Raw genomic sequence first — 18,447 nt, 5'->3', positions numbered from 1 at the left:
CAAAACAAAAGCGGGTACGCCCATGGGGACCCGCGGGCAGCAGGGAGAGATGCATGGAGACACTGGCCGTCCTCGTCCTGGGCGCCGTCGTGGCGGGCTTTGTGCAAGGCCTGTCGGGCTTTGCGTTCAGCATGGTGGCCATGTCGTTCTGGGTCTGGGTGCTGGAGCCGCACCTGGCGGCGGCGCTGGCGGTGTTCGGCTCGCTCACCGGCCAGGTGCTGGCTGCGGTGACCATGCGCCGCGGTTTCAATGCCGCCCTGCTGTGGCCGTTCATTCTGGGCGGTCTGGTGGGCGTGCCCGTTGGCGCCAGCCTGCTGCCCCACCTGAACGCCCACTGGTTCAAAGCCCTGCTGGGCACGCTGCTGGTGTGCTGGTGCCCCGCCATGCTGATGGCGCGCAGCCTGCCGCGGGTGCGTTGGGGCGGGCGCACGGCCGACGCCGTGGTGGGCCTGTGCGGCGGCGTGATGGGCGGCATTGGCGGCTTCACGGGCGTGCTGCCCACGCTGTGGTGCACGCTGCGCGGCCTGCCCAAGGACACCCAGCGCGCCGTGGTGCAGAACTTCAACCTGGCGATGCTGGCCGTGGCCATGGCCACCTATCTGGCCAAGGGTCTGGTCACGCGCGACATGCTGCCCGCCTTCGGCATCGTGGCTACGGCCGTGCTGGTGCCGGTGCTCCTGGGTACGCGGCTGTATATCGGCATCAGCGAGGTCCGCTTTCGCCAGATCGTGCTGGGCCTGCTCACGCTGTCGGGCGGTGCGCTGCTGGTGGCATCCGTGCCGCGCCTGCTGGCATCGGCATAAAAATCGGCTCCAACTCGCGCCCAGTAAGCGCTAACAGCTACTTATTAAATAGCAATCTGTTAACTTCCTTGCGCGCCATCACAGGCCGCAAAACCAAGGGGCAAAAAAAAGCACCCGAAGGTGCGCAAGGAGGGTTTGTTGAAAACTGGCGGCGGCGCCCGGCCGCCGCGTGCGTCATGCAGCGCTCAAGCGGCGCTCAGGCGCGGCGTGTCGCCGCCCCGCAGCGCGGGGGCCGGCGCGCCAGTGCGCGTGAAGGCCGCGGGCGCGTGGCCGTCGTCGGCCAACTGGAACTGGCTCACCACCTGCGACAGGCGGGCGGCCTGCTCGCGCAGCGACTCGGCCGCCGCGGCGGACTCTTCCACCAGCGCGGCGTTCTGCTGCGTCATGCGGTCGATCTCGCCCACGGAGGCGTTGACCTCGCCGATGCCGCCCGCCTGCTCGGAGGCGGCGGAGTTGATCTCGCCAATGATGTCGGTCACGCGCTGCACGCTGGACACGATCTCCTGCATGGCCTTGCCGGCATCTTCCACGTGGCGCACGCCGCCGTCCACGGCCGTCACGCTGGAGCTGATCAGGCCCTTGATCTCGCTGGCTGCGGCCGCGCTGCGCTGCGCCAGGCTGCGCACCTCGCCCGCCACCACGGCAAAGCCGCGGCCCTGCTCGCCCGCGCGCGCCGCTTCCACGGCCGCGTTCAGCGCGAGGATGTTGGTCTGGAAGGCGATGGAGTCGATCAGGCCGATGATGTCGCCGATCTTGCGGCTGGAGGAGGAGATCTCGTGCATGCTGTTCACCGCCTGCTGCACCACCTGGCCACCGCGCGTGGCGATGCCCGAGGCCGAGGTGACGAGCTGGTTGGCCACCTGCGAGGACGACGCCGTCTGCTGCACCGTGGCGGTGAGCTGCGAGAGCGCGGCCACGGCTTCTTGTGCGTTGCTGGCGGTCTGCTCGGTGCGGCCGGACAGGTCCTGGTTGCCGGTGGCGATCTCCTGGCTGGCCGTGGCGATGTTGCTGCTCGCGTCGCGCACCTGCGCCACCATTGCGCCCAGGCCGTTTTGCATGTCCAGCAGCGCGCGCTGCAGGTCGGCCGCCTCGTCACGGCCTTCCACGCGGATGCGCTGAGACAGGTCGCCCCCGGCGATCGCCTGTGCCATCGCGCGGGCCACTTCCAGCGGGCGGCAGATGGACACCATGTTCAGCAGCGTGAGCGGCACCACCACCACCACAGTGATCAGCACCGCCAGGGCGAACAGCCACTTGGTCTGGTCGGTGACGCGGTCCTGGTGCGCAATGGCGCTGTCCACCTCGGCGGCCAGGCGCTTGTCCAGCGCGGCCACCTTCTCGGTGGCGATGTTGAACTGCTCCACCGCCTTACCGCTCATGCGGTTGGCGATCGTGGCGGTGTCGTAGCCGCCGGCCTCCAGCTGGCGTGCCACGTGTGCGAACTGCTCGCGGTAGGCCACCAGGTGCTTGGCGACGTCCTTCGCCTCGGCCAGGTCCTCGCCCTGCCAGATCTGGCCCAGCGTGGCCGTGACCTTGCCCGCACGGTCCAGCGACGCCAGCCACCGGTCGTGCGCGGCGCGCACCGACTCGGGGCGCTCGTAGTGGATGATCATGTCCTTCTCATGCTGGCGGATCTCACCCATCTCGCTGCGCAGCTGGCCCATCAGCTTCACCGCGGCATGGGGCTGGCTGACGAAGTCCTGGGCTAGCCCGTGGATGCGGAACATGCCCAGCATGCCGGCACCGCCCAGCAGGCCCAACAGGCCCAGTACCACGCCAATGGCGCCGATCATTCGCAGGCGGATCGTGAAGAGCCGCATGAGCGCGTAAATATTCATCACCGTTTCCTTGTCGTGTGCAGCCCCCGGCGGGCCACCCTCCCATGATGTGCGTCACGCAATCCGTCACCCTGTCAGGCGATGGCTTGCGCGTGACTTACTAAGAAGCCGCGCGCCAATATGCAACAAAACGTTGCAGTTTGCCAGAGAAATAAGAATCCTTTTGTCTCGTTTATCCCGCAATCACCCCCGCCAACGCTTGAGCAACAACGCATTCGTCATCACGCTGACCGAACTCAGCGCCATCGCGGCCCCCGCGACCACGGGACTCAGGTAGCCCAGCGCCGCCAGCGGAATACCGGCCACGTTGTATGCAAAGGCCCAAAACAGGTTCTGGCGGATCTTGGCCACCGTGCGCCGCGAGATGTCCAGCGCCGCCGCCACCAGTTGCGGGTCGCCGCGCATCAGCGTGATGCCCGCAGCGTGCATGGCCACGTCGGTACCGTTGCCCATGGCCATGCCCACATCGGCCGCAGCCAGCGCGGGCGCATCGTTCACCCCGTCGCCCACCATGGCCACGATATGGCCTTGCGCCTTCAGCGCGTTCACCGCCGCCGCCTTGTCGCCGGGCAGCACCTCGGCCATCACCTCGCCGGCCTCCGGCTGCAGGCCCAGGCGGCGGGCCATGGCCTCGGCCGCGCCGCGGTTGTCGCCAGAGATCATCACGCAGCGCACGCCCTGGGCGCGCAGTTGCGCCAGTGCCTCGCGCGCGCCGGGCTTGGGCTCGTCGCCAAAGGCCAGCAGCGCGCGCAAGACATAGTGCGCCCCCGCGCCCGGCACTATCGTGTCCTCGCTGCCCCCCAAGGGAGTGCCCGCGGCTTCGGGCGGCCGTGCGCCGCTCGGGTCCTGCGCGACCCGCTCGGCCACCGCGGACACGGTGGCGCCTTCGGCCTGCAGCGTGGCCGCACGATCGGCCAGCGGGCCCAGGTCCACGCCCAGTTCCTGCATCCAGCGCAGGCTGCCGACCAGATAGCTGCGCGCTGCCACCTCGCCCTCGGTGCCGCGGCCGGGCACGGCGCGCACTCCGTCGGGCGCAGGAACAGGCAGGCCACGCTCCTGGGCGGCGCTCACCACGGCGCGTGCGAGCGGGTGCTCACTGCCGCTCTGCACCGCGGCCACAGCCGACAGCAGTGCCGCCTCATCCACCCCTGGTTCCACGTGAAACGCCGTCAGGCGCGGGCGGCCCACGGTCAGCGTGCCGGTTTTGTCGAAGGCCACGGTCTGCACGCGGTGGGCGGTCTCCAGCGCCTCCGCGTCCTTGATGAGGATGCCGTGCCTGGCCGCCACGCCCGTGCCCGCCATGATGGCCGCCGGCGTCGCCAGCCCCAGCGCACACGGGCAGGCGATGACCAGCACCGCCACGGCATGGATCAGCGCGGCCTCCACGCCCGCGCCCGCCCACAGCCAGCCCAGCAGTGTGACGATGGCAATCGCCAGCACCACCGGCACGAAGACCGCCGACACCTTGTCCACCAGCCGCTGGATGGGCGCCTTGGCCGCCTGCGCATCCTCCACCAGGCGGATGATGCGCGCGAGCACCGTCTCCCCCCCCACGGCCGTCACCTGCATCACGATGCGCCCATCGCCATTGATCGAGCCGCCGGTGAGCGCCCCGCCCTCCGGGCCATCGGCGCTGCGCGCCACGGGCAGCGGCTCGCCTGTCAGCATGGATTCGTCCACCTGGGTGTGCCCCTCCACCACCGTGCCGTCCACGGGGATGCGCTCGCCCGGGCGCACCACCAGCCGGTCACCCGCCATCACCTCAGCGATCGGCACGTCCACCTCGCCGTCCCGGCCCAGCAGGTGGGCCACCTCGGGGCGCAGCGCGTGCAGCGCGCGGATGGCGGCCGTGGTCTGGCGCTTGGCGCGCGCTTCCAGCCACTTGCCCAGCAGCACCAGCGTGATCACCACGGCCGATGCCTCGAAGTACAGGTGCGGCGTGTGCCCCGCGCCATGGGTGGATTCGGCCGTGGCCCACAGCCACAGCGACAGGCCGTAGCCCGCGCTGGTGCCGATGGCCACCAGCAGGTCCATGTTGCCCGTGAGCGCCTTGGCGGCATGCCAGCCCGCCTTGTAAAAGCGCGCGCCCAGAATGAACTGCACCGGTGTGGCCAGGATGAACTGCACCCACGCCGGCAGCATCCAGTGCAAGCCGAACAGATCGCCCAGCATGGGCAGCACCAGCGGCGCCGACAGCAGCAACCCCACCGCCACCGGCGTGAAGCCTGCCCAGGGCGACTGCGCGCCCTCCTCACCCGCTTCCTGCTCCTCCACACTGCGCGGCTCGTAGCCGGCATTGCGCACGGCGCGGCGTGCCAGCGCCTCCATGCCTCCGCCGCTGGCGGCGTCGAACACGATGTGCGCGCGCTCGGTCGCCAGGTTCACCGTGGCGTCCTGCACGCCCGGCACCTTGCGCAGCGCACGTTCCACCCGGCCCACGCAGCTCGCGCAGGTCATGCCGGCAATGCCCAGGTCCAGCGTGCCCGCAGGGGCGTCGCCCGTTGCGGCAGGGGAAAGGGAAGCAGAAGTCATGAAAGCCACCTTGGAATCGATACAGGGCGCACCTTAAACCTTGACATGCTGGCAAGGTCAAGCGGCAGGCCGCGCGTGTCCCCGCTTGACTTTGACACCATGTCAGGCTTCATGATGCAGCTGTCGGCCACCCGCTGGCCCGCAACCCATCCACCGCCCTTTGATCGAGAGGACCATCATGCAATACACATTTCAAGTCCAGGGAATGACCTGCGGCCACTGCGAACGCGCCGTGGTGCACGCGGTGCGCCAGGTCGACACCGACGCCCTCGTGAAGGTGGACCTGGCCACCGGCCAGGTCATCGTGGAGAGCGACAAGTCGCGCGAGGCGTTGGCCAACGCCATCCAGGAAGAAGGCTACAAGGTCGCCGCATGAGCACCGCGCCGCGGCGCCCCGCCCACCGCGTGCCCCGCGCCGTCGCTGGGCACGCGGCCGCGCTGGACTGGCCCGTGGCCATCGGCACCGCCGCCGAGCGCGCAGGCGTCTCGGCGCGCATGCTGCGCCACTACGAATCACTGGGCCTGCTGACCGGCGTGGCGCGCACCGACAGCGGCTACCGCCAGTACACCGAGGCCGATGTGCACACCCTGCGCTTCATCCGCCGTGCGCGCGACCTGGGCTTCTCGATGGAGGAGATCGCCACCCTGCTCGGCCTGTGGCAGGACAAGCAGCGCGCCAGCAGCCAGGTCAAACGCATTGCCCAGGCGCACATCGACAACCTGAGCGAGCGCATCGCCGCCATGCAGGCCATGCAGCGCAGCCTGCAGGCGCTGGTGCACTGCTGCCACGGCGACGACCGGCCGGACTGCCCGATCCTGGACGATCTGGCCATGGCCGGCACCCCGAATAGCGGCGCCGCCGAAGTCGCTATTTAATTCATAGCTGTCAGCGCTTGTGAACAGGGCGCTGGAGGCCTAAAACACCCCAAACCAACCTGCAGGCCGGGCCACAATGGCCGCCTTGACACACCCTGCAGGAGGCATGCCATGGCACACCCTTTCAAGGTGGGCGACCACGTCAGCTGGAACTCCGAGGCCGGCCGCGTCAGCGGGCGCATCACCGCCGTCCACACCCGCGCGCTGCAGTGGAAGGGCTACACCCACCACGCCAGCGCCGAAGAGCCGCAGTACGAGATCCAGAGCGACAAGACCGACCATGTCGCGCTGCACAAGGGCAGCGCGCTGCACCGCCTGGCCCGCTGAGCGGCGCACGCAATGGCCGCGCCGCCGCTCTACACCATCGGGCATTCCACGCTGGCGGTGCAGGACTTCATCGCGCTGCTGCAGCGCGAAGGCGTGACACGGGTGATCGACGTGCGCGCCATCCCGCGCTCGCTGCGCCAGCCGCAATTCCACGAGGACCGGCTGCCCGGCGCGCTGGCCGCGCAGGGCATCGCCTACACCCACATGCCGGCGCTGGGCGGGCGCCGCCCCCTGCAGCGCGGCGTGCCGCCCACCACCAACGGCTACTGGGACAACCGCAGCTTCCACAACTACGCCGACTACGCGCTGCAGCCCGCCTTTCGCGCCGCGCTGGCCGCGCTGCGCATGGCCGCGGCACGCGAGCCCTGCGCCATCATGTGCGCCGAGGCCGTGTGGTGGCGCTGCCACCGCCGCATCATCACCGACCACGTGCTGGCCGCCGGCGGCGCGGTGCGCCACATCCTGGGCGCGCGCACCGAGAGTGCGACACTCACCCCGGCCGCGCAGGTCCACCCGGACGGTACGGTCACCTATCCACCTCCAACCACCGTATCTGCCCCATGACCCACCGCGAAGTCTTCGTCGTCAGCACCGCACGCACCGCCATCGGCACCTTCGGCGGCAGCCTGAAGGACGTGCCCAACACCCAGCTCGCCACCACCGCCGTGAAGGCCGCCATCGCGCGCGCCGGCATCGCGCCCAACGCCGTGGGCCATGTGGTGATGGGCAACGTGATCCCCACCGACACCAAAGACGCGTACCTGAGCCGCGTGGCGGCGATTGACGCCGGCTGCCCCATCGAGACGCCCGCCTTCAACGTCAACCGCCTGTGCGGCTCGGGCCTGCAGGCCATCATCAGCGCCGCGCAGGCCATCGGCTATGGCGACTGCGACGTGGCCGTGGGCGGTGGCTCGGAATCCATGAGCCGCGGCCCCTACTTCGACCAGGGCGCGCGCTGGGGCCAGCGCATGGGCGACAGCAAGAGCATCGACTACATGCTCGGCATCCTGCACGACCCCTGGCAGAAGATGCACATGGGCATCACCGCCGAGAACGTGGCCGAGCGCTACCAAATTTCGCGCGAGATGCAGGACCAGCTCGCCCTGGCCAGCCAGCAGCGCGCCGCCGCCGCCATCGCCGCCGGCTACTTCAAGGAACAGATCGTTCCGGTCGAAATCGCCACGCGCAAGGGCACCGTGCTGTTCCAGGAAGACGAACATGTGCGCGCCGCCACCACGCTGGACGTGCTGGCGGGCATGAAGCCCGCGTTCAAGAAGGAAGGCGGCACGGTCACGGCCGGCAACGCCTCGGGCATCAACGACGGCGCTGCCGCCGTGGTGCTGGCTGCGGGTGACCGCGTGGCCGCCCTGGGCCTGAAACCCCTGGCGCGCCTCGTCGGCTATGCGCACGCCGGGGTGGACCCGGCTTACATGGGCATCGGCCCCGTGCCCGCTACGCAGAAGGTGCTGCAGCGCACCGGCCTGAAGGTGCAGGACATGGACGTGATCGAGGCCAACGAGGCCTTCGCCGCCCAGGCCTGCGCCGTGGTGCAGGAACTGGGCCTGGACCCCGCCAAGGTCAACCCCAACGGCTCGGGCATTTCGCTGGGCCACCCCGTGGGTGCCACGGGCGCCATCATCACCACCAAGGCGATTGCCGAGTTGCACCGCACGGGCGGGCGCTACGCGCTGGTGACCATGTGCATCGGCGGCGGCCAGGGCATCGCGGCCATCTTCGAACGGGTTTGAGTCGTTCTGGCCTTCAGCGCTTGTCCATCAAGCGCTGCTAGCTCCTGATTAAGTAGCAACCAAACGATCCCGCGCCTTCCTCACGGCCGATCAGAACGCCTGCATGCAGCTCTTGGGTGGCTCCGACCCTAGGGCTGCATACCCGATTCCCGCGCTTTTCTGAACCGACGCGCGCAGGCTGCGCATCCACGGCGGCACGTCGGACATCATGAGGGGAAGGGTTGCGCGGCCACTACCGGGCCGATGAACCAGCGGGCATCCACCCACCAGCCACCCGATCCCGCCGGGTAGCTTTTTTTTATGCCGCGGCTTCCGGCTTGTAGAACACCTCCACGCTGCCCTTGAGGGTGATGAGCAGCGGCCGGCCCTTGCGGTCCAGTGTCTTGCCGGCGGGCACCTTGATCCAGCCCTCGCTCACGCAGTACTCCTCCACGTCGACACGCTCCTTGCCGTTGAAGCGGATGCCGATGTCCGCCGCCTGCTGGAACACCGCCGCCACATGGTGCGGGCTGCGCGGGTCGATGGCCAGGCGGTCGGGCAAGGGGAGCAGGGCGGAGTCGGTCACAGGGAAAGGTCTCGGAAAGCAGTAAAGGGCCTGCATTGTCCCGCAATCTCGGGGCGGTTGTGGCCTGTATCGCGGTGCCACGGCTCCATCGCTCCTGAAAAAGGAGCTTCTAACGCTGTGTCAGCCTTCGCTTGCGCCGTTTTTGTTCGGCAGTCATTCCGGGAAGGCCGCCTTGTGGATAAGTCTGCGGAGCGTTCTGGCACAACTGACCAGTTATACACAGGTGCGGGGCGCATCTGGGGCTTGTCCCCATTTGCGGTACAGCAGGCGCCTGCGGCCGTCCCCATGCTTTGGCGCAGCGCAAGTGCTTGATCTGTCAAACAAAAATCGGCTTGCCCACAGGCCGGGCCGCCCTCTACTACTACGACTATTCTTTATAAGAACTACAAAGAACAACCCGTGGCAAACCGCAGCGCCGCACAAAACCCCTTTCTCGGCCCCGGATTGAGGAGGCTTTGGCGAAAAAAAAGCGCCTTGTCAGGCGCTTTTTGGGGAAAGAGGGAAGGTTGCGGTCAGCGCAGCAGCGCGTAGCCCACACCGATCGCGGCCAGCAGCCCCACGGCATCGGCCACCAACGCGCAGGCCAGTGCGTGGCGTGTGTGCTTCACGCCCACGCTGCCGAAGTACACGGCCAGCACGTAGAAGGTGGTCTCGGTGGAGCCCTGCACGATGGCGGCCAGGCGCCCCACGAAGGAATCCACGCCGTGCGTCTGCAGCACGTCGATCATCAAACCCCGGGCGCCGGCGCCCGAGAGCACCTTCATCAGCCCCACGGGCAGGGCCGGCAGGAAGTCGGTGTTCCACCCCAGCGCCGCCACCCCCGCGCCGATGGCCGCCAGCAGCGCATCCATGCAGCCCGCGGCGCGGAACACGCCGATGGCCGCCAGGATGGCCACCAGGTACGGAATGATCTGCACCGCCACGGCAAAGCCCTCCTTGGCGCCGTCGATGAAGGCGTCGTACACGTTCACGCGGCGCCAGGCCCCGGCCAGCAGGAACAGCGCCACCACCCCCAGGATCACGCCCGCGCCCGTGGCACCCGCAATCTGGGCGGCTTGCTCTGCGGGCAGTTGCGCCAGGCCCGCCACCGCCGCCGCCAGCACGCCGCCCACGGCCAGCAAAGGCAGCAGCAGGCGCGCGCGCCAGATCGGCAGGCGCTGAAAGAGCGCCACCGCCAGCACGCCCGCCAGCAGCGAGGCGAAGGTGACCAGCAGCGTGGGCAGGAAGATGTCGGCCGCGTTGAAGCCCGCGCCCAGGCCCTGCTTCAGCGCCACGCTCTGGCGGATGGCGATGACGGATGTGGGGATCAGCGTCAGCCCCGCCGTATTCATCACCACGAACATGATCTGCGCGTTGCTGGCCGTGCCCGCCGGTTCGCGGTTGAGCGTCTGCAACTCCTGCATGGCCTTGAGGCCCAGCGGCGTGGCCGCGTTGTCCAGCCCCAGCAGGTTGGCGCTGATGTTCATGGTCATCGCGCCCTGGGCCGGGTGGCCGGCGGGCACGCCGGGAAACAGCCGCGTGAGCAGCGGCCCGGCCAGGCGCGCCAGCAGCTCGACCATGCCGGCGCGCTCGCCCACGCGCATCAGGCCCAGCCACAGCGCCATGATGCCGGCCAGGCCCAGCGAGATCTCGAAGCCCGCACGCGCGCCGTCGAACAGCGCCGTCAGCAGGGCCTGGAAGATGCCCGCTTCGCCCAGCAGCCAGCGCACCACGGCGGTGGCGAATGCCACGATGAAAAACCCCGTCCAGACCCAGTTGAGTGCCATGGAACTCGATGGTAGCGGCTGGCCCCGTCCGTGCGCCGTGGCAGACTGCACCCCATGCCGCCCCCCACCCTGCTCGTTGCCGACGACCACCCGCTGTTCCGCGCGGCGCTGATCCAGGTGCTGCATGAGCGCTTTGCGCCGCTGCAGACGCTGGAGGCCGCCAGCGCCGCCACGCTGGGACAGGCGCTGCAGGACCACCCCGAGGTGGAGCTGGTGCTGCTGGACCTGGCCATGCCCGGCGCGCGGGGCTTCTCGGCCCTGCTGCACGTGCGCGGGGAGTACCCGCAGGTGCCGGTGGTGGTGATCTCGTCCAACGACCACCCGCGTGTGATCCGCCGTGCGCAGCAGTTCGGTGCGGCGGGGTTCATCCCCAAGTCGGCCCTGGCCGAGGACATGGGCGCCGCCATTCGGGCCGTGCTGGACGGCGGCAGCTGGTTCCCGCCCATGGCGGCCGAGCGCTCCGAGGCCGACGCCGCGCTGGCCGCCAAGCTCGCGCAGCTCACGCCGCAGCAGTTCCGCGTGCTGCTGTGCCTGGCCGATGGCCTGCTCAACAAGCAGATCGCGCACGAGCTGGGCCTGGCCGAGAACACCGTCAAGGTGCATGTGACGGCCATCCTGAAAAAGCTGGAGTGCTACAGCCGCACCCAGGCCGCGGTGCTGGTGAAAAGCCTGGAGACGGAGCCGGAAGCCGCGCCCTGAGCGCAGTACCCTGCCTACACAAGTTTCAAGCCCAATCGGCCTCTAGCGCTTGTCTGACAAGCGTTAGCAGCTACTGTTTGCGTAGCATCATCTGGCTGATGAGCGCGCGCAGTGCAGACGGGCGCACGGGCTTGAGCAGGTAGCCCCAGCCGCGCTCGGCCGCCTGGCGGCGCAGGGTGCTGCTGCGCTCGGCCGTCACCAGCACCACCGAGGGTGCCTGGCCCCACACGGTGCACAGCCGGTCGTACAGGTCGGGGCCGTGGAAGGGCCCCATGCGCACGTCCAGCAGCACCAGCTGTGGCGCGTTGCCGGGCGCGGCCAAGTCCAGGGCCGACTGCGGGCCGCCCGCCAAAGGCACCTCGCAGCCCCAGCGGCGCAGCAATGCGCCGGTGGCCTCGCAACTGGGCGCATCGTCGTCGATGTACCAGGCCGTGGTGCCCTGCAGGGGCTGGTCGCCCTCGGGCGGGGCGGCTGCGCCCGCGGCGGCGGGGCGGGGTGCGGCAGCGGCATCGGCCAGCGGCACGCACACCCAGAACACGCTGCCGCGCCCCAGTTCGGAGCGCAGGCCGATCTCGTGGCCCAGCAGCTTGCCCAGGCGCTCGACGATGGCCAGCCCCAGGCCCGCACCACGGTCGCCATCCTGGCTGTGGCCCTCGCCCAGGCGGCGGAACTCCTCGAAGATCTCGCGCTGCAGGCTCTCGGGAATGCCGGGGCCCTGGTCATGCACCTCGATGCGCAGGTACCGGCCGCGGCGCCGGCAGCCGATCAGCACGCGCCCGCGGGGTGTGTAGCGGATGGCGTTGGACACCAGGTTCTGCAGGATGCGCCGCAGCAGTGCCTCGTCGCTGCGCACCGCGTAGCGCGTGCCTACGGTGCGCAGGCGCAGGCCCCGGCTGGCGGCGATGATGCCGAAGTTGTGCTGCATCACCTGCAGCAGCGGGCCGAGCGCGAAGTCGCGCACATGCACCTCCAACTGGCCCGATTCCATGCGCGAGATGTCCAGCAGGCTGTTGAGGATGCCGTCCTGCGCGGCCAGCGCGCCGTCGATGCTGTCGGCCACCTGGCGTCCGGCGGCGTCGTGCAGGTGGCCGCGCAGCAGCGAGGCGAACATGCGCGCCGCATTCAGCGGCTGCAGCAGGTCGTGCACCGCGGCGGCCACGAAGCGGGTCTTGTAGCGGTTGGCGGCCTCGGCCTCGCGCCGGGCGGCGTCCAGATCGCGCGTGCGTTCGGCAATGCGCAGCTCCAGCGCATCGGCCAGCGAACGCAGCTCGCGTGCGGCGTTCTTGTAGCTGGTGATGTCGGCGTAGCTGGTCACGAAGCCGCCGTCGGGCAGCGGGTTGCCGCGGATCTCCAGCACCGTGCCGTCGCTCTTGGCGCTCTCATGCAGGTGGGGCTTGCCGCTGCGCAGGTGCTGCAGGCGCCGCTGGATGGCGTCCTCGGTGGGCGTGGCGCCCAGCAGGCCGCGCCGCGCGTTGTGGCGGATCAGCGCCTCCACCGGCGTGCCCACGCGCATCAGCTCGGGCGGAAAGCGAAACAGTTCCACGTAGCGCGAGTTCCACGCCACCAGGTTCAGGTCGCGGTCGATCACCACCACGCCCTGGGGCAGGTGCTGCAGGCTACGCGACAGGCCGGTGTCGGCCTCGCGCGCGGCCTGCACGATGCCGTCCTGCGCGGTGCGCAGCTCCTGGGCATGCTGGCGCAGCACGGTCTCCAGTTCCTGGCGGCTGCGCTGGCGCAGCAGGGCCAGGCGCTGGCGCTGGCGCACGAACAGCACCAGCAGTGCCAGGGCCAGCCACAGGCCCGCGGCCGCACCGGCCGCCCAGCGGCGGGCCTCGATGGCGCTGTCCGCGTGGTGCAGCAGGTGCAGTTGCCAGCCGGTGCCTGCCAGCTCCTGCGTGTGCCACAGCAGCGGGCCGGGCAAGGGGGGCTCCTGCGCGCGTGCCAGCACCGTGCCTTCGTCCACCCGCCGCTCCACCTGCAGGCCCAGCGGCGTGAGGGGCTGGCCGGTGTACTGGCGCGTGGCCTCCAGCTCCTGGCGCGCCTGGGGCGTGAGGGGCGCCAGCAGCCGGTAGCGCCAGGCGTCGCGGCTGGCGAGGAAGACCACGCCGTGCGCGTCCGAGGCCAGCACTACGTCGGGGCTCTGGCGCCATTCGCGTTCCAGCTCGGTCAGCAGGATCTTGATGGCCACCAGGCCCAGCGTCTGCCCGTCATCACCGCGGATCGCCGTGGACAGGAAGTAGCCCGCCTCCCCCGTGGTCAGGCCGATGCCGTAGAACCGCCCGTGGCCCTGCGCCAGCGCCTGCTGCACGTAGGGGCGGAAGTGGTAGTCCTCTCCCACGTTGTTGGGAGTGTCGCGCCAGTTGCTGGCGGCGATGGCGCGGCCTTGCAGGTTGATGAGCGTGAGTGTGGACGAATGGCTGGCGCCGTTGGCCTGCTCCAGCTTGCGGTTGAGCACGTCCACCTCGGCGGGCGTGAGCGGGTGGGTCAGCGCGTCCCTCAGCTGCGCGTCCAGCGCCAGCACCTCGGGCAGGGTGCGAAAGCGGTCGATGCGCTGCTCCAGCGCCTGGCCGTACAGCGTGAGCTGGCGCCGCACCCCCTGGCTTTCGTCGTGCAGCGCACGGCGCTGCGCGTACTGGCTGGCCAATAGCATGCACACGGCCATGCCCGCCAGCACGAACAGTGCGACAAGCGCGGTGAGCAGGGGGCGGCGGCGGCGTAGCGGCATGGGCGGAGTGTCCCTGGGTTTGGTGTCCGTGGGCGGGGCGGGCGCGGCGTCTAATACCAATAGGTTATCGGCGCGGCGGCGATGCAGGGGTACAACCGCGGACTTCCAAAGATGCGCGGCATTGCACGGCCCTGGCGCGTCTTTTTTTCGACCTCCGGAGACACGCCGCATGCATGCCATTCCCTCTGCCGCCCCCGCCCCGTCGGTGCGGCTTCCGTTCTATCGCCAACTGTATTTCCAGGTGGTGTTCGCCATCATCATCGGCGTGCTGCTGGGCCACTTCCAGCCCGAGTACGGCGCGGCGATGAAGCCGTTCGGCGATGCCTTCATCAAGCTCATCAAGATGATCATCGCGCCGGTGATCTTCCTGACCATCGTCACCGGCATCGCCAGCATGAGCCACCTGAGCGCCGTGGGCCGGGTGTTCGGCAAGGCCATGGCGTACTTCCTCACCTTCTCCACGCTGGCGCTGGTGGTGGGCCTGGTGGTGGCCAACGTGATGCAGCCCGGCACCGGCATGCACATCAACGTGGCCGAGCTGGACCAGACCGCCGTCAAGGGCTACGTGAGCAAGTCGCACGAGATGACTCTCACCGGCTTCGCGCTGGACATCATTCCCAAGACGCTGATCAGCCCCTTCGTGGGCGACAACATCCTGCAGGTGCTGCTGGTGGCCGTGCTGTTCGGCGTGTCGCTGGCCATGGTGGGCGACGCCGGCAAGCCCATCCTGGACTTTCTGGACGGCCTGACCAAACCCGTGTTCAAGCTGGTGAACATCGTCATGAAGGCCGCGCCCATCGGCGCCTTCGGCGCCATGGCGTTCACCATCGGCAAGTTCGGCCTGGGTTCGCTGGTGAACCTGGCCGAGCTGGTGCTCACCTTCTACATCACCTCGGCCGTGTTCGTGCTGGTGGTGCTGGGCGCGGTGGCACGGGCCTGCGGCTTCTCGGTGCTCAAGCTGATCCGCTACCTGAAGGCCGAGCTGCTGCTGGTGCTGGGCACCTCCTCGTCCGAGTCCGCCCTGCCCTCGCTGATGGAAAAGATGGAAAAGGCCGGCTGCAGCAAGTCCGTGGTGGGCCTGGTGGTGCCCACGGGCTACTCGTTCAACCTGGACGGCACCAACATCTACATGACGCTGGCCGCGCTGTTCATCGCGCAGGCCACCGACACGCACCTAACGCTGGGCCACCAGATCGCGCTGCTGCTGGTGGCGATGCTGTCGTCCAAGGGCGCGGCCGGCGTGACCGGCGCGGGCTTCATCACCCTGGCCGCCACCCTGGCCGTGGTGCCCGAGGTGCCGGTGGCCGGCATGGCGCTGATCCTGGGCGTGGACCGCTTCATGAGCGAGTGCCGCTCGCTCACCAACTTCATCGGCAACGCCGTGGCCACGGTGGTGGTGTCGCGCTGGGAAAACGCGCTGGATGCCGACCGCCTGCACCGCGTGCTGGACGGTGAGGCCGAGTTCCTGCCCGAGCCCGAACGGGCGGTGGAACCCGTCGTGCTGGCCCGCCACCGGGCCTGATCCGGCAGCGGCCTTCAGGCCAGGCCCCAAAGCCCATGCACCGGCAACGGCGCGTGGGCTTTTTTCATGCCCTTAGAACGGCGCGTCGTCGTCGGGGCCGCTGGCCGCAGCATGCAAGGCCCCGGCGGCTGGTGCGGGGGCGGCAGCAGCGCCCCCCAGGCTCGTGCGCCCCTCGCCGCCCAGCGCCGCGATCAGGTCGGGAATCAGCTGCGACAGCTCGCCCGTGGCGATCGCCACGTCGGCATCGAAGCCGCCATCGTCCTGCGCCTGGCCCTCGAACACCGTGTCCAGGAACGCCACCTTCTTGAGCTGCAACCCCTCGGTCAGCACGAAGCTCACGCGGTCGTCCCAGCTCATGGCGAGCTTGGTGGGCAGCTTGCCCGCCTCGATGTGGCCCTGCACTTCCTCAATGTCCAGCGGGTGGCGGGCGTAGCGCACCACGGCCTTGGTCTCGTCGGGCGCCTTCAGCTCGCACTCGCGGTCGATGGAAAAGCCCGCCGGCGGCTCCTGCTCCTTGAGCCACAGCGCCATCGCCGCCTGAGGGCTGGTCTGCGTGTCCAGCAGCGCCAGCGACAGGCCGGGCAGGTGCTCCACCAGCAGGCTCACCACCTCGTCGGCACGGCCCTGGGCGCCGGTATCCAGCACCAGCAAATGCGCCTGTGGGTCGATCCACACCCAGGTGCCGCCCTGCTTGGTGAAGGCCATGGGCAGGAGGTCCAGCTTGGCCTCTTCCTTGAGTTCCTTGGTTTCCTTCTTGCCGGGCTTGCGGCCGGTCTGCTGCTCGATCTGCGCGGCCTTTTCCTTCACCTTGCGCGCCAGCACGGTGGCCGGGAGCATCTTGGCTTCCCATTGAAAGCGCAGCATCCAGTGGCCGCCCACGCTCTCGGCCAGCAGCCCGTGGGCCTCGCCGCGCGGGGGCACCCAGCCGCTGGACTTTTCCTGCGTGGCGCCGCACTCCTGGAAGGGCGCCTTGGCCAGCGCTTCCTCCAGCTGGGTCAGCTCCACCTGCCACTCGGGGGCAATGCGGTACACGATCATGTTCTTGAACACGGGGAGATTCCTTTTGAAATGCCGGCCCCGCGCCAGGGCTGCACGACGGGCGGGGCGGTGAATGGTCCTGATTTGATAGCTGTCAGCGCTTATTGGATAAGCGCTGGAGGCACTTTTGGCATAAAACGACTGTAGCCGGCAGGGTGGGGCATGCCGGGTGAATAGCAGAACTTTACACAGGCGCAGAATTCGCTCACGGGCGCGTTACACACGCGGCGCACACTGCTTTGCAAGCGCAGGGTGCAGTGTCCCCCATTCGGGTGGACCACCAGGCGCCCATCACTTCCTGTGTGAAGCAAGAAAGGAAACACCATGGCCCGTTTCAAGATCACCCAGCGCCTGGCCGCCACCGCCGTGGCGGCCGCTGTGCTCGCCGGCATGGCTGTGCCCACCCTGGCGCAACCCGGCCCCGGCCCAGCCGCCACCGAGCAAGGCGCATCCCAGGCGCAGCAGCGTCCGCGCCAGCGCGCCCTGACGCCCGAGCAGCGCGAGCAGTACAGGGCCCAGCGCGCCGAGGCGTTCAAGCGCAAGCTGCAGCTCACGCCCGAGCAGGAGCCCGCATGGAACAGCTTCCTGCAGTCCATGAAGCCCGACGCCGACGCACGCAAGGCGCGGCTGGATTGGCAGGGCATGGACCAGCTCACCACGCCCGAGCGCATCGACCGCATGCGCGCGCTGCGCTCCCAGCGTGCGGCCGAGATGGACCGCCGCGGCGACGCCGTCAAGGCCTTCTATGGCACGCTGACGCCGGCGCAGCAAAAGACCTTCGACGCCGAAGGCAAGCGCATGTACCGCCACTGGGGCGGCGACCACCCCATGGGCAAGCGCTGGGGCAAGGACGGTGCGCGGGGCGACTTCCGCGGTGACGGTCGCGGCATGCGCCACCAAGGCCCTGGCCCGGGCACAGGCGCAGCTCCCGGCGCGCCGCTGACGCCGCAGTAAGCCTGCCCAGGGCCGGGTGCGCATCCGCTGCGCCCGGCCGCGGGCTGCGGCTCTGGCCTACAGGGCGGCTGGGCAGTGGGGGGCTACAGTGGTTACATATTCAGGTAACAACAACACCTCGCAACCATGCCTACCATCGCCCGCCGCAGCGCCTTTTTCCGGCGCACCGCCCTTCTCTCCCCGGCGCCTTTTCTCGCAGCTGCCGCTGCGTGCCTCACGGCCACACCAGCCCTTGCGCAGCCGTCAGAGGACCGGGCCTACGCCCCTTCGGTCTACGTGCAGGGCGAATGGGCGCGGCGCCAGACGGATGCCATCACCATCGGTGCCACCCTGCCCTGGGGCACCTGGCGCCGCCCGCTGTGGGGCGGCGAGCTGCGCGGCCATTGGGATGTTTCACTGAGCCGCTGGTCCTTTGACGGCATCGGCGGGCACAACAGCGCCGTGGTGGTGGGCGTGGCGCCCACGCTGCGCCTGCGCCCCGACGAGGGCCGTTCCCCCTGGTTCTGGGAGGCCGGCATCGGTGCCACCGTGGCCAGCCACCGCTACCGCGTGCAGGACCATGAGTTCAGCACCCGCTTCAACTTTGCCTCGCACCTGGGCCTGGGGCGCAATTTCGGCGCACAGCGCCAGCATGAGCTGATGCTGAGCGTGCAGCACGTGTCCAACGCCGGCATCAAGAGCCCCAACCCCGGGGAGAACTTCCTGCAACTGCGCTACGCGTTGCACTTCTGAGCGGCCTGTGGACAAGCCTGGGGATGCGGCGCTGGTCATCTGCGCCTTGTCCACAGCACCCGTCCCACCGGCGCAGTTGTACCCATTTCAGGCCGGACTTGACCCGGTGCCGGGACACAGACTTTGCAGTAGCGCAAGTACGCGCCGTCATTCAGAAAAAGCGGCTTGTCCACAAAATGGCGCGGGCTCTACTACTACCACTATGAAGTAATAGACACATTCATGAATAACCGGAGCGATGGCCGCGTGGGTCAGGCCGTCGGCCGGTGTGCTTCATTATTGATAGCTGCCAGCGCTTGCCCATCAAGCGCCAGCAGCCATT

At 69.2% G+C, this 18,447-nt stretch carries 16 protein-coding genes; 10 read left to right on the top strand and 6 right to left on the bottom strand.

The features are described 5' to 3' along the window. The first annotated feature begins 53 nt into the window (after positions 1 to 53). The gene (locus QY917_RS14005) at positions 54 to 803 is read left to right on the top strand and encodes a sulfite exporter TauE/SafE family protein (RefSeq protein WP_123675412.1); all 750 of its coding nucleotides are present in this window, start codon (positions 54 to 56) and stop codon (positions 801 to 803) included. A 185-nt stretch (positions 804 to 988) separates the two neighbouring features. Here the strand turns inward: QY917_RS14005 and QY917_RS14000 are convergent, their stop codons facing one another. Further along, the gene (locus QY917_RS14000; protein ID WP_123675413.1) at positions 989 to 2,641 is read right to left on the bottom strand and encodes a methyl-accepting chemotaxis protein; all 1,653 of its coding nucleotides are present in this window, start codon (positions 2,639 to 2,641) and stop codon (positions 989 to 991) included. A 183-nt stretch (positions 2,642 to 2,824) separates the two neighbouring features. Next, a complete protein-coding gene (locus QY917_RS13995; RefSeq protein WP_123675414.1) occupies positions 2,825 to 5,173 on the bottom strand; it encodes a cation-translocating P-type ATPase in 2,349 nt (782 codons plus the stop codon). Positions 5,174 to 5,351: 178 nt separating this feature from the next. Here QY917_RS13995 and QY917_RS13990 point away from each other — a divergent pair, with 178 nt between their 5' ends. The 5 genes from QY917_RS13990 to QY917_RS13970 all read left to right on the top strand — a co-directional run bounded on the left by QY917_RS13990 (position 5,352) and on the right by QY917_RS13970 (position 8,124). Then, complete coding sequence (locus tag QY917_RS13990; protein WP_012655153.1) at positions 5,352 to 5,549, top strand: heavy-metal-associated domain-containing protein; 198 nt, start codon at positions 5,352 to 5,354, stop codon at positions 5,547 to 5,549. Beyond that, positions 5,546 to 6,049 (top strand): Cu(I)-responsive transcriptional regulator, encoded by a 504-nt coding sequence (gene cueR, locus QY917_RS13985; protein WP_302077595.1) that lies wholly within the window; start codon positions 5,546 to 5,548, stop codon positions 6,047 to 6,049. Before QY917_RS13990 ends, cueR begins: the two co-directional genes overlap by 4 nt. Before the next feature lie 111 nt (positions 6,050 to 6,160). Further along, positions 6,161 to 6,376 carry a DUF2945 domain-containing protein gene (locus tag QY917_RS13980; protein ID WP_011803488.1) on the top strand — a complete coding sequence of 72 codons (216 nt, stop codon included), beginning with the start codon at positions 6,161 to 6,163 and terminating at the stop codon, positions 6,374 to 6,376. Positions 6,377 to 6,388: 12 nt separating this feature from the next. Continuing rightward, on the top strand, positions 6,389 to 6,940 hold the full coding sequence (locus QY917_RS13975; protein ID WP_123675415.1) for a DUF488 family protein: 552 nt from the start codon (positions 6,389 to 6,391) through the stop codon (positions 6,938 to 6,940). Beyond that, complete coding sequence (locus QY917_RS13970; protein WP_123675416.1) at positions 6,937 to 8,124, top strand: acetyl-CoA C-acyltransferase family protein; 1,188 nt, start codon at positions 6,937 to 6,939, stop codon at positions 8,122 to 8,124. Before QY917_RS13975 ends, QY917_RS13970 begins: the two co-directional genes overlap by 4 nt. A 298-nt stretch (positions 8,125 to 8,422) precedes the next feature. On the opposite strand, the gene QY917_RS13965 is transcribed toward QY917_RS13970, so the two are convergent. After that, a complete protein-coding gene (locus QY917_RS13965; RefSeq protein WP_041838767.1) occupies positions 8,423 to 8,689 on the bottom strand; it encodes a DUF3297 family protein in 267 nt (88 codons plus the stop codon). Between the two features lie 512 nt (positions 8,690 to 9,201). Next, positions 9,202 to 10,455, bottom strand: coding sequence for a nucleoside recognition domain-containing protein (locus QY917_RS13960; protein WP_123675417.1), 1,254 nt, complete (start codon positions 10,453 to 10,455; stop codon positions 9,202 to 9,204). 54 nt (positions 10,456 to 10,509) lie between these two features. Between QY917_RS13960 and QY917_RS13955 the strand changes: the two genes are divergently transcribed. Continuing rightward, positions 10,510 to 11,154, top strand: a complete 645-nt coding sequence (locus tag QY917_RS13955; protein ID WP_123675418.1) for a response regulator transcription factor — start codon at positions 10,510 to 10,512, stop codon at positions 11,152 to 11,154. A 70-nt stretch (positions 11,155 to 11,224) separates the two neighbouring features. On the opposite strand, the gene QY917_RS13950 is transcribed toward QY917_RS13955, so the two are convergent. Next, positions 11,225 to 13,879, bottom strand: coding sequence for a PAS-domain containing protein (locus tag QY917_RS13950; RefSeq protein WP_123675419.1), 2,655 nt, complete (start codon positions 13,877 to 13,879; stop codon positions 11,225 to 11,227). A 169-nt stretch (positions 13,880 to 14,048) separates the two neighbouring features. Here QY917_RS13950 and QY917_RS13945 point away from each other — a divergent pair, with 169 nt between their 5' ends. Further along, on the top strand, positions 14,049 to 15,401 hold the full coding sequence (locus tag QY917_RS13945; protein WP_123675420.1) for a dicarboxylate/amino acid:cation symporter: 1,353 nt from the start codon (positions 14,049 to 14,051) through the stop codon (positions 15,399 to 15,401). A gap of 72 nt (positions 15,402 to 15,473) precedes the next feature. On the opposite strand, the gene QY917_RS13940 is transcribed toward QY917_RS13945, so the two are convergent. After that, positions 15,474 to 16,451, bottom strand: coding sequence for a recombination-associated protein RdgC (locus QY917_RS13940; protein WP_123675421.1), 978 nt, complete (start codon positions 16,449 to 16,451; stop codon positions 15,474 to 15,476). A 312-nt stretch (positions 16,452 to 16,763) separates the two neighbouring features. On the opposite strand from QY917_RS13940, the gene QY917_RS13935 reads away from it, so the two are divergent. Beyond that, a complete protein-coding gene (locus QY917_RS13935) occupies positions 16,764 to 17,393 on the top strand; it encodes a Spy/CpxP family protein refolding chaperone (protein WP_123675422.1) in 630 nt (209 codons plus the stop codon). Between the two features lie 126 nt (positions 17,394 to 17,519). Then, positions 17,520 to 18,125 carry an acyloxyacyl hydrolase gene (locus QY917_RS13930; RefSeq protein WP_088887997.1) on the top strand — a complete coding sequence of 202 codons (606 nt, stop codon included), beginning with the start codon at positions 17,520 to 17,522 and terminating at the stop codon, positions 18,123 to 18,125. The last annotated feature ends 322 nt before the right edge of the window (positions 18,126 to 18,447 follow it).

This window comes from Diaphorobacter sp. C33, from assembly GCF_030503915.1.
In the GTDB taxonomy this organism is placed as follows: domain Bacteria; phylum Pseudomonadota; class Gammaproteobacteria; order Burkholderiales; family Burkholderiaceae_C; genus Diaphorobacter; species Diaphorobacter nitroreducens.
This window is presented reverse-complemented; position numbering and strand designations above follow the sequence as displayed.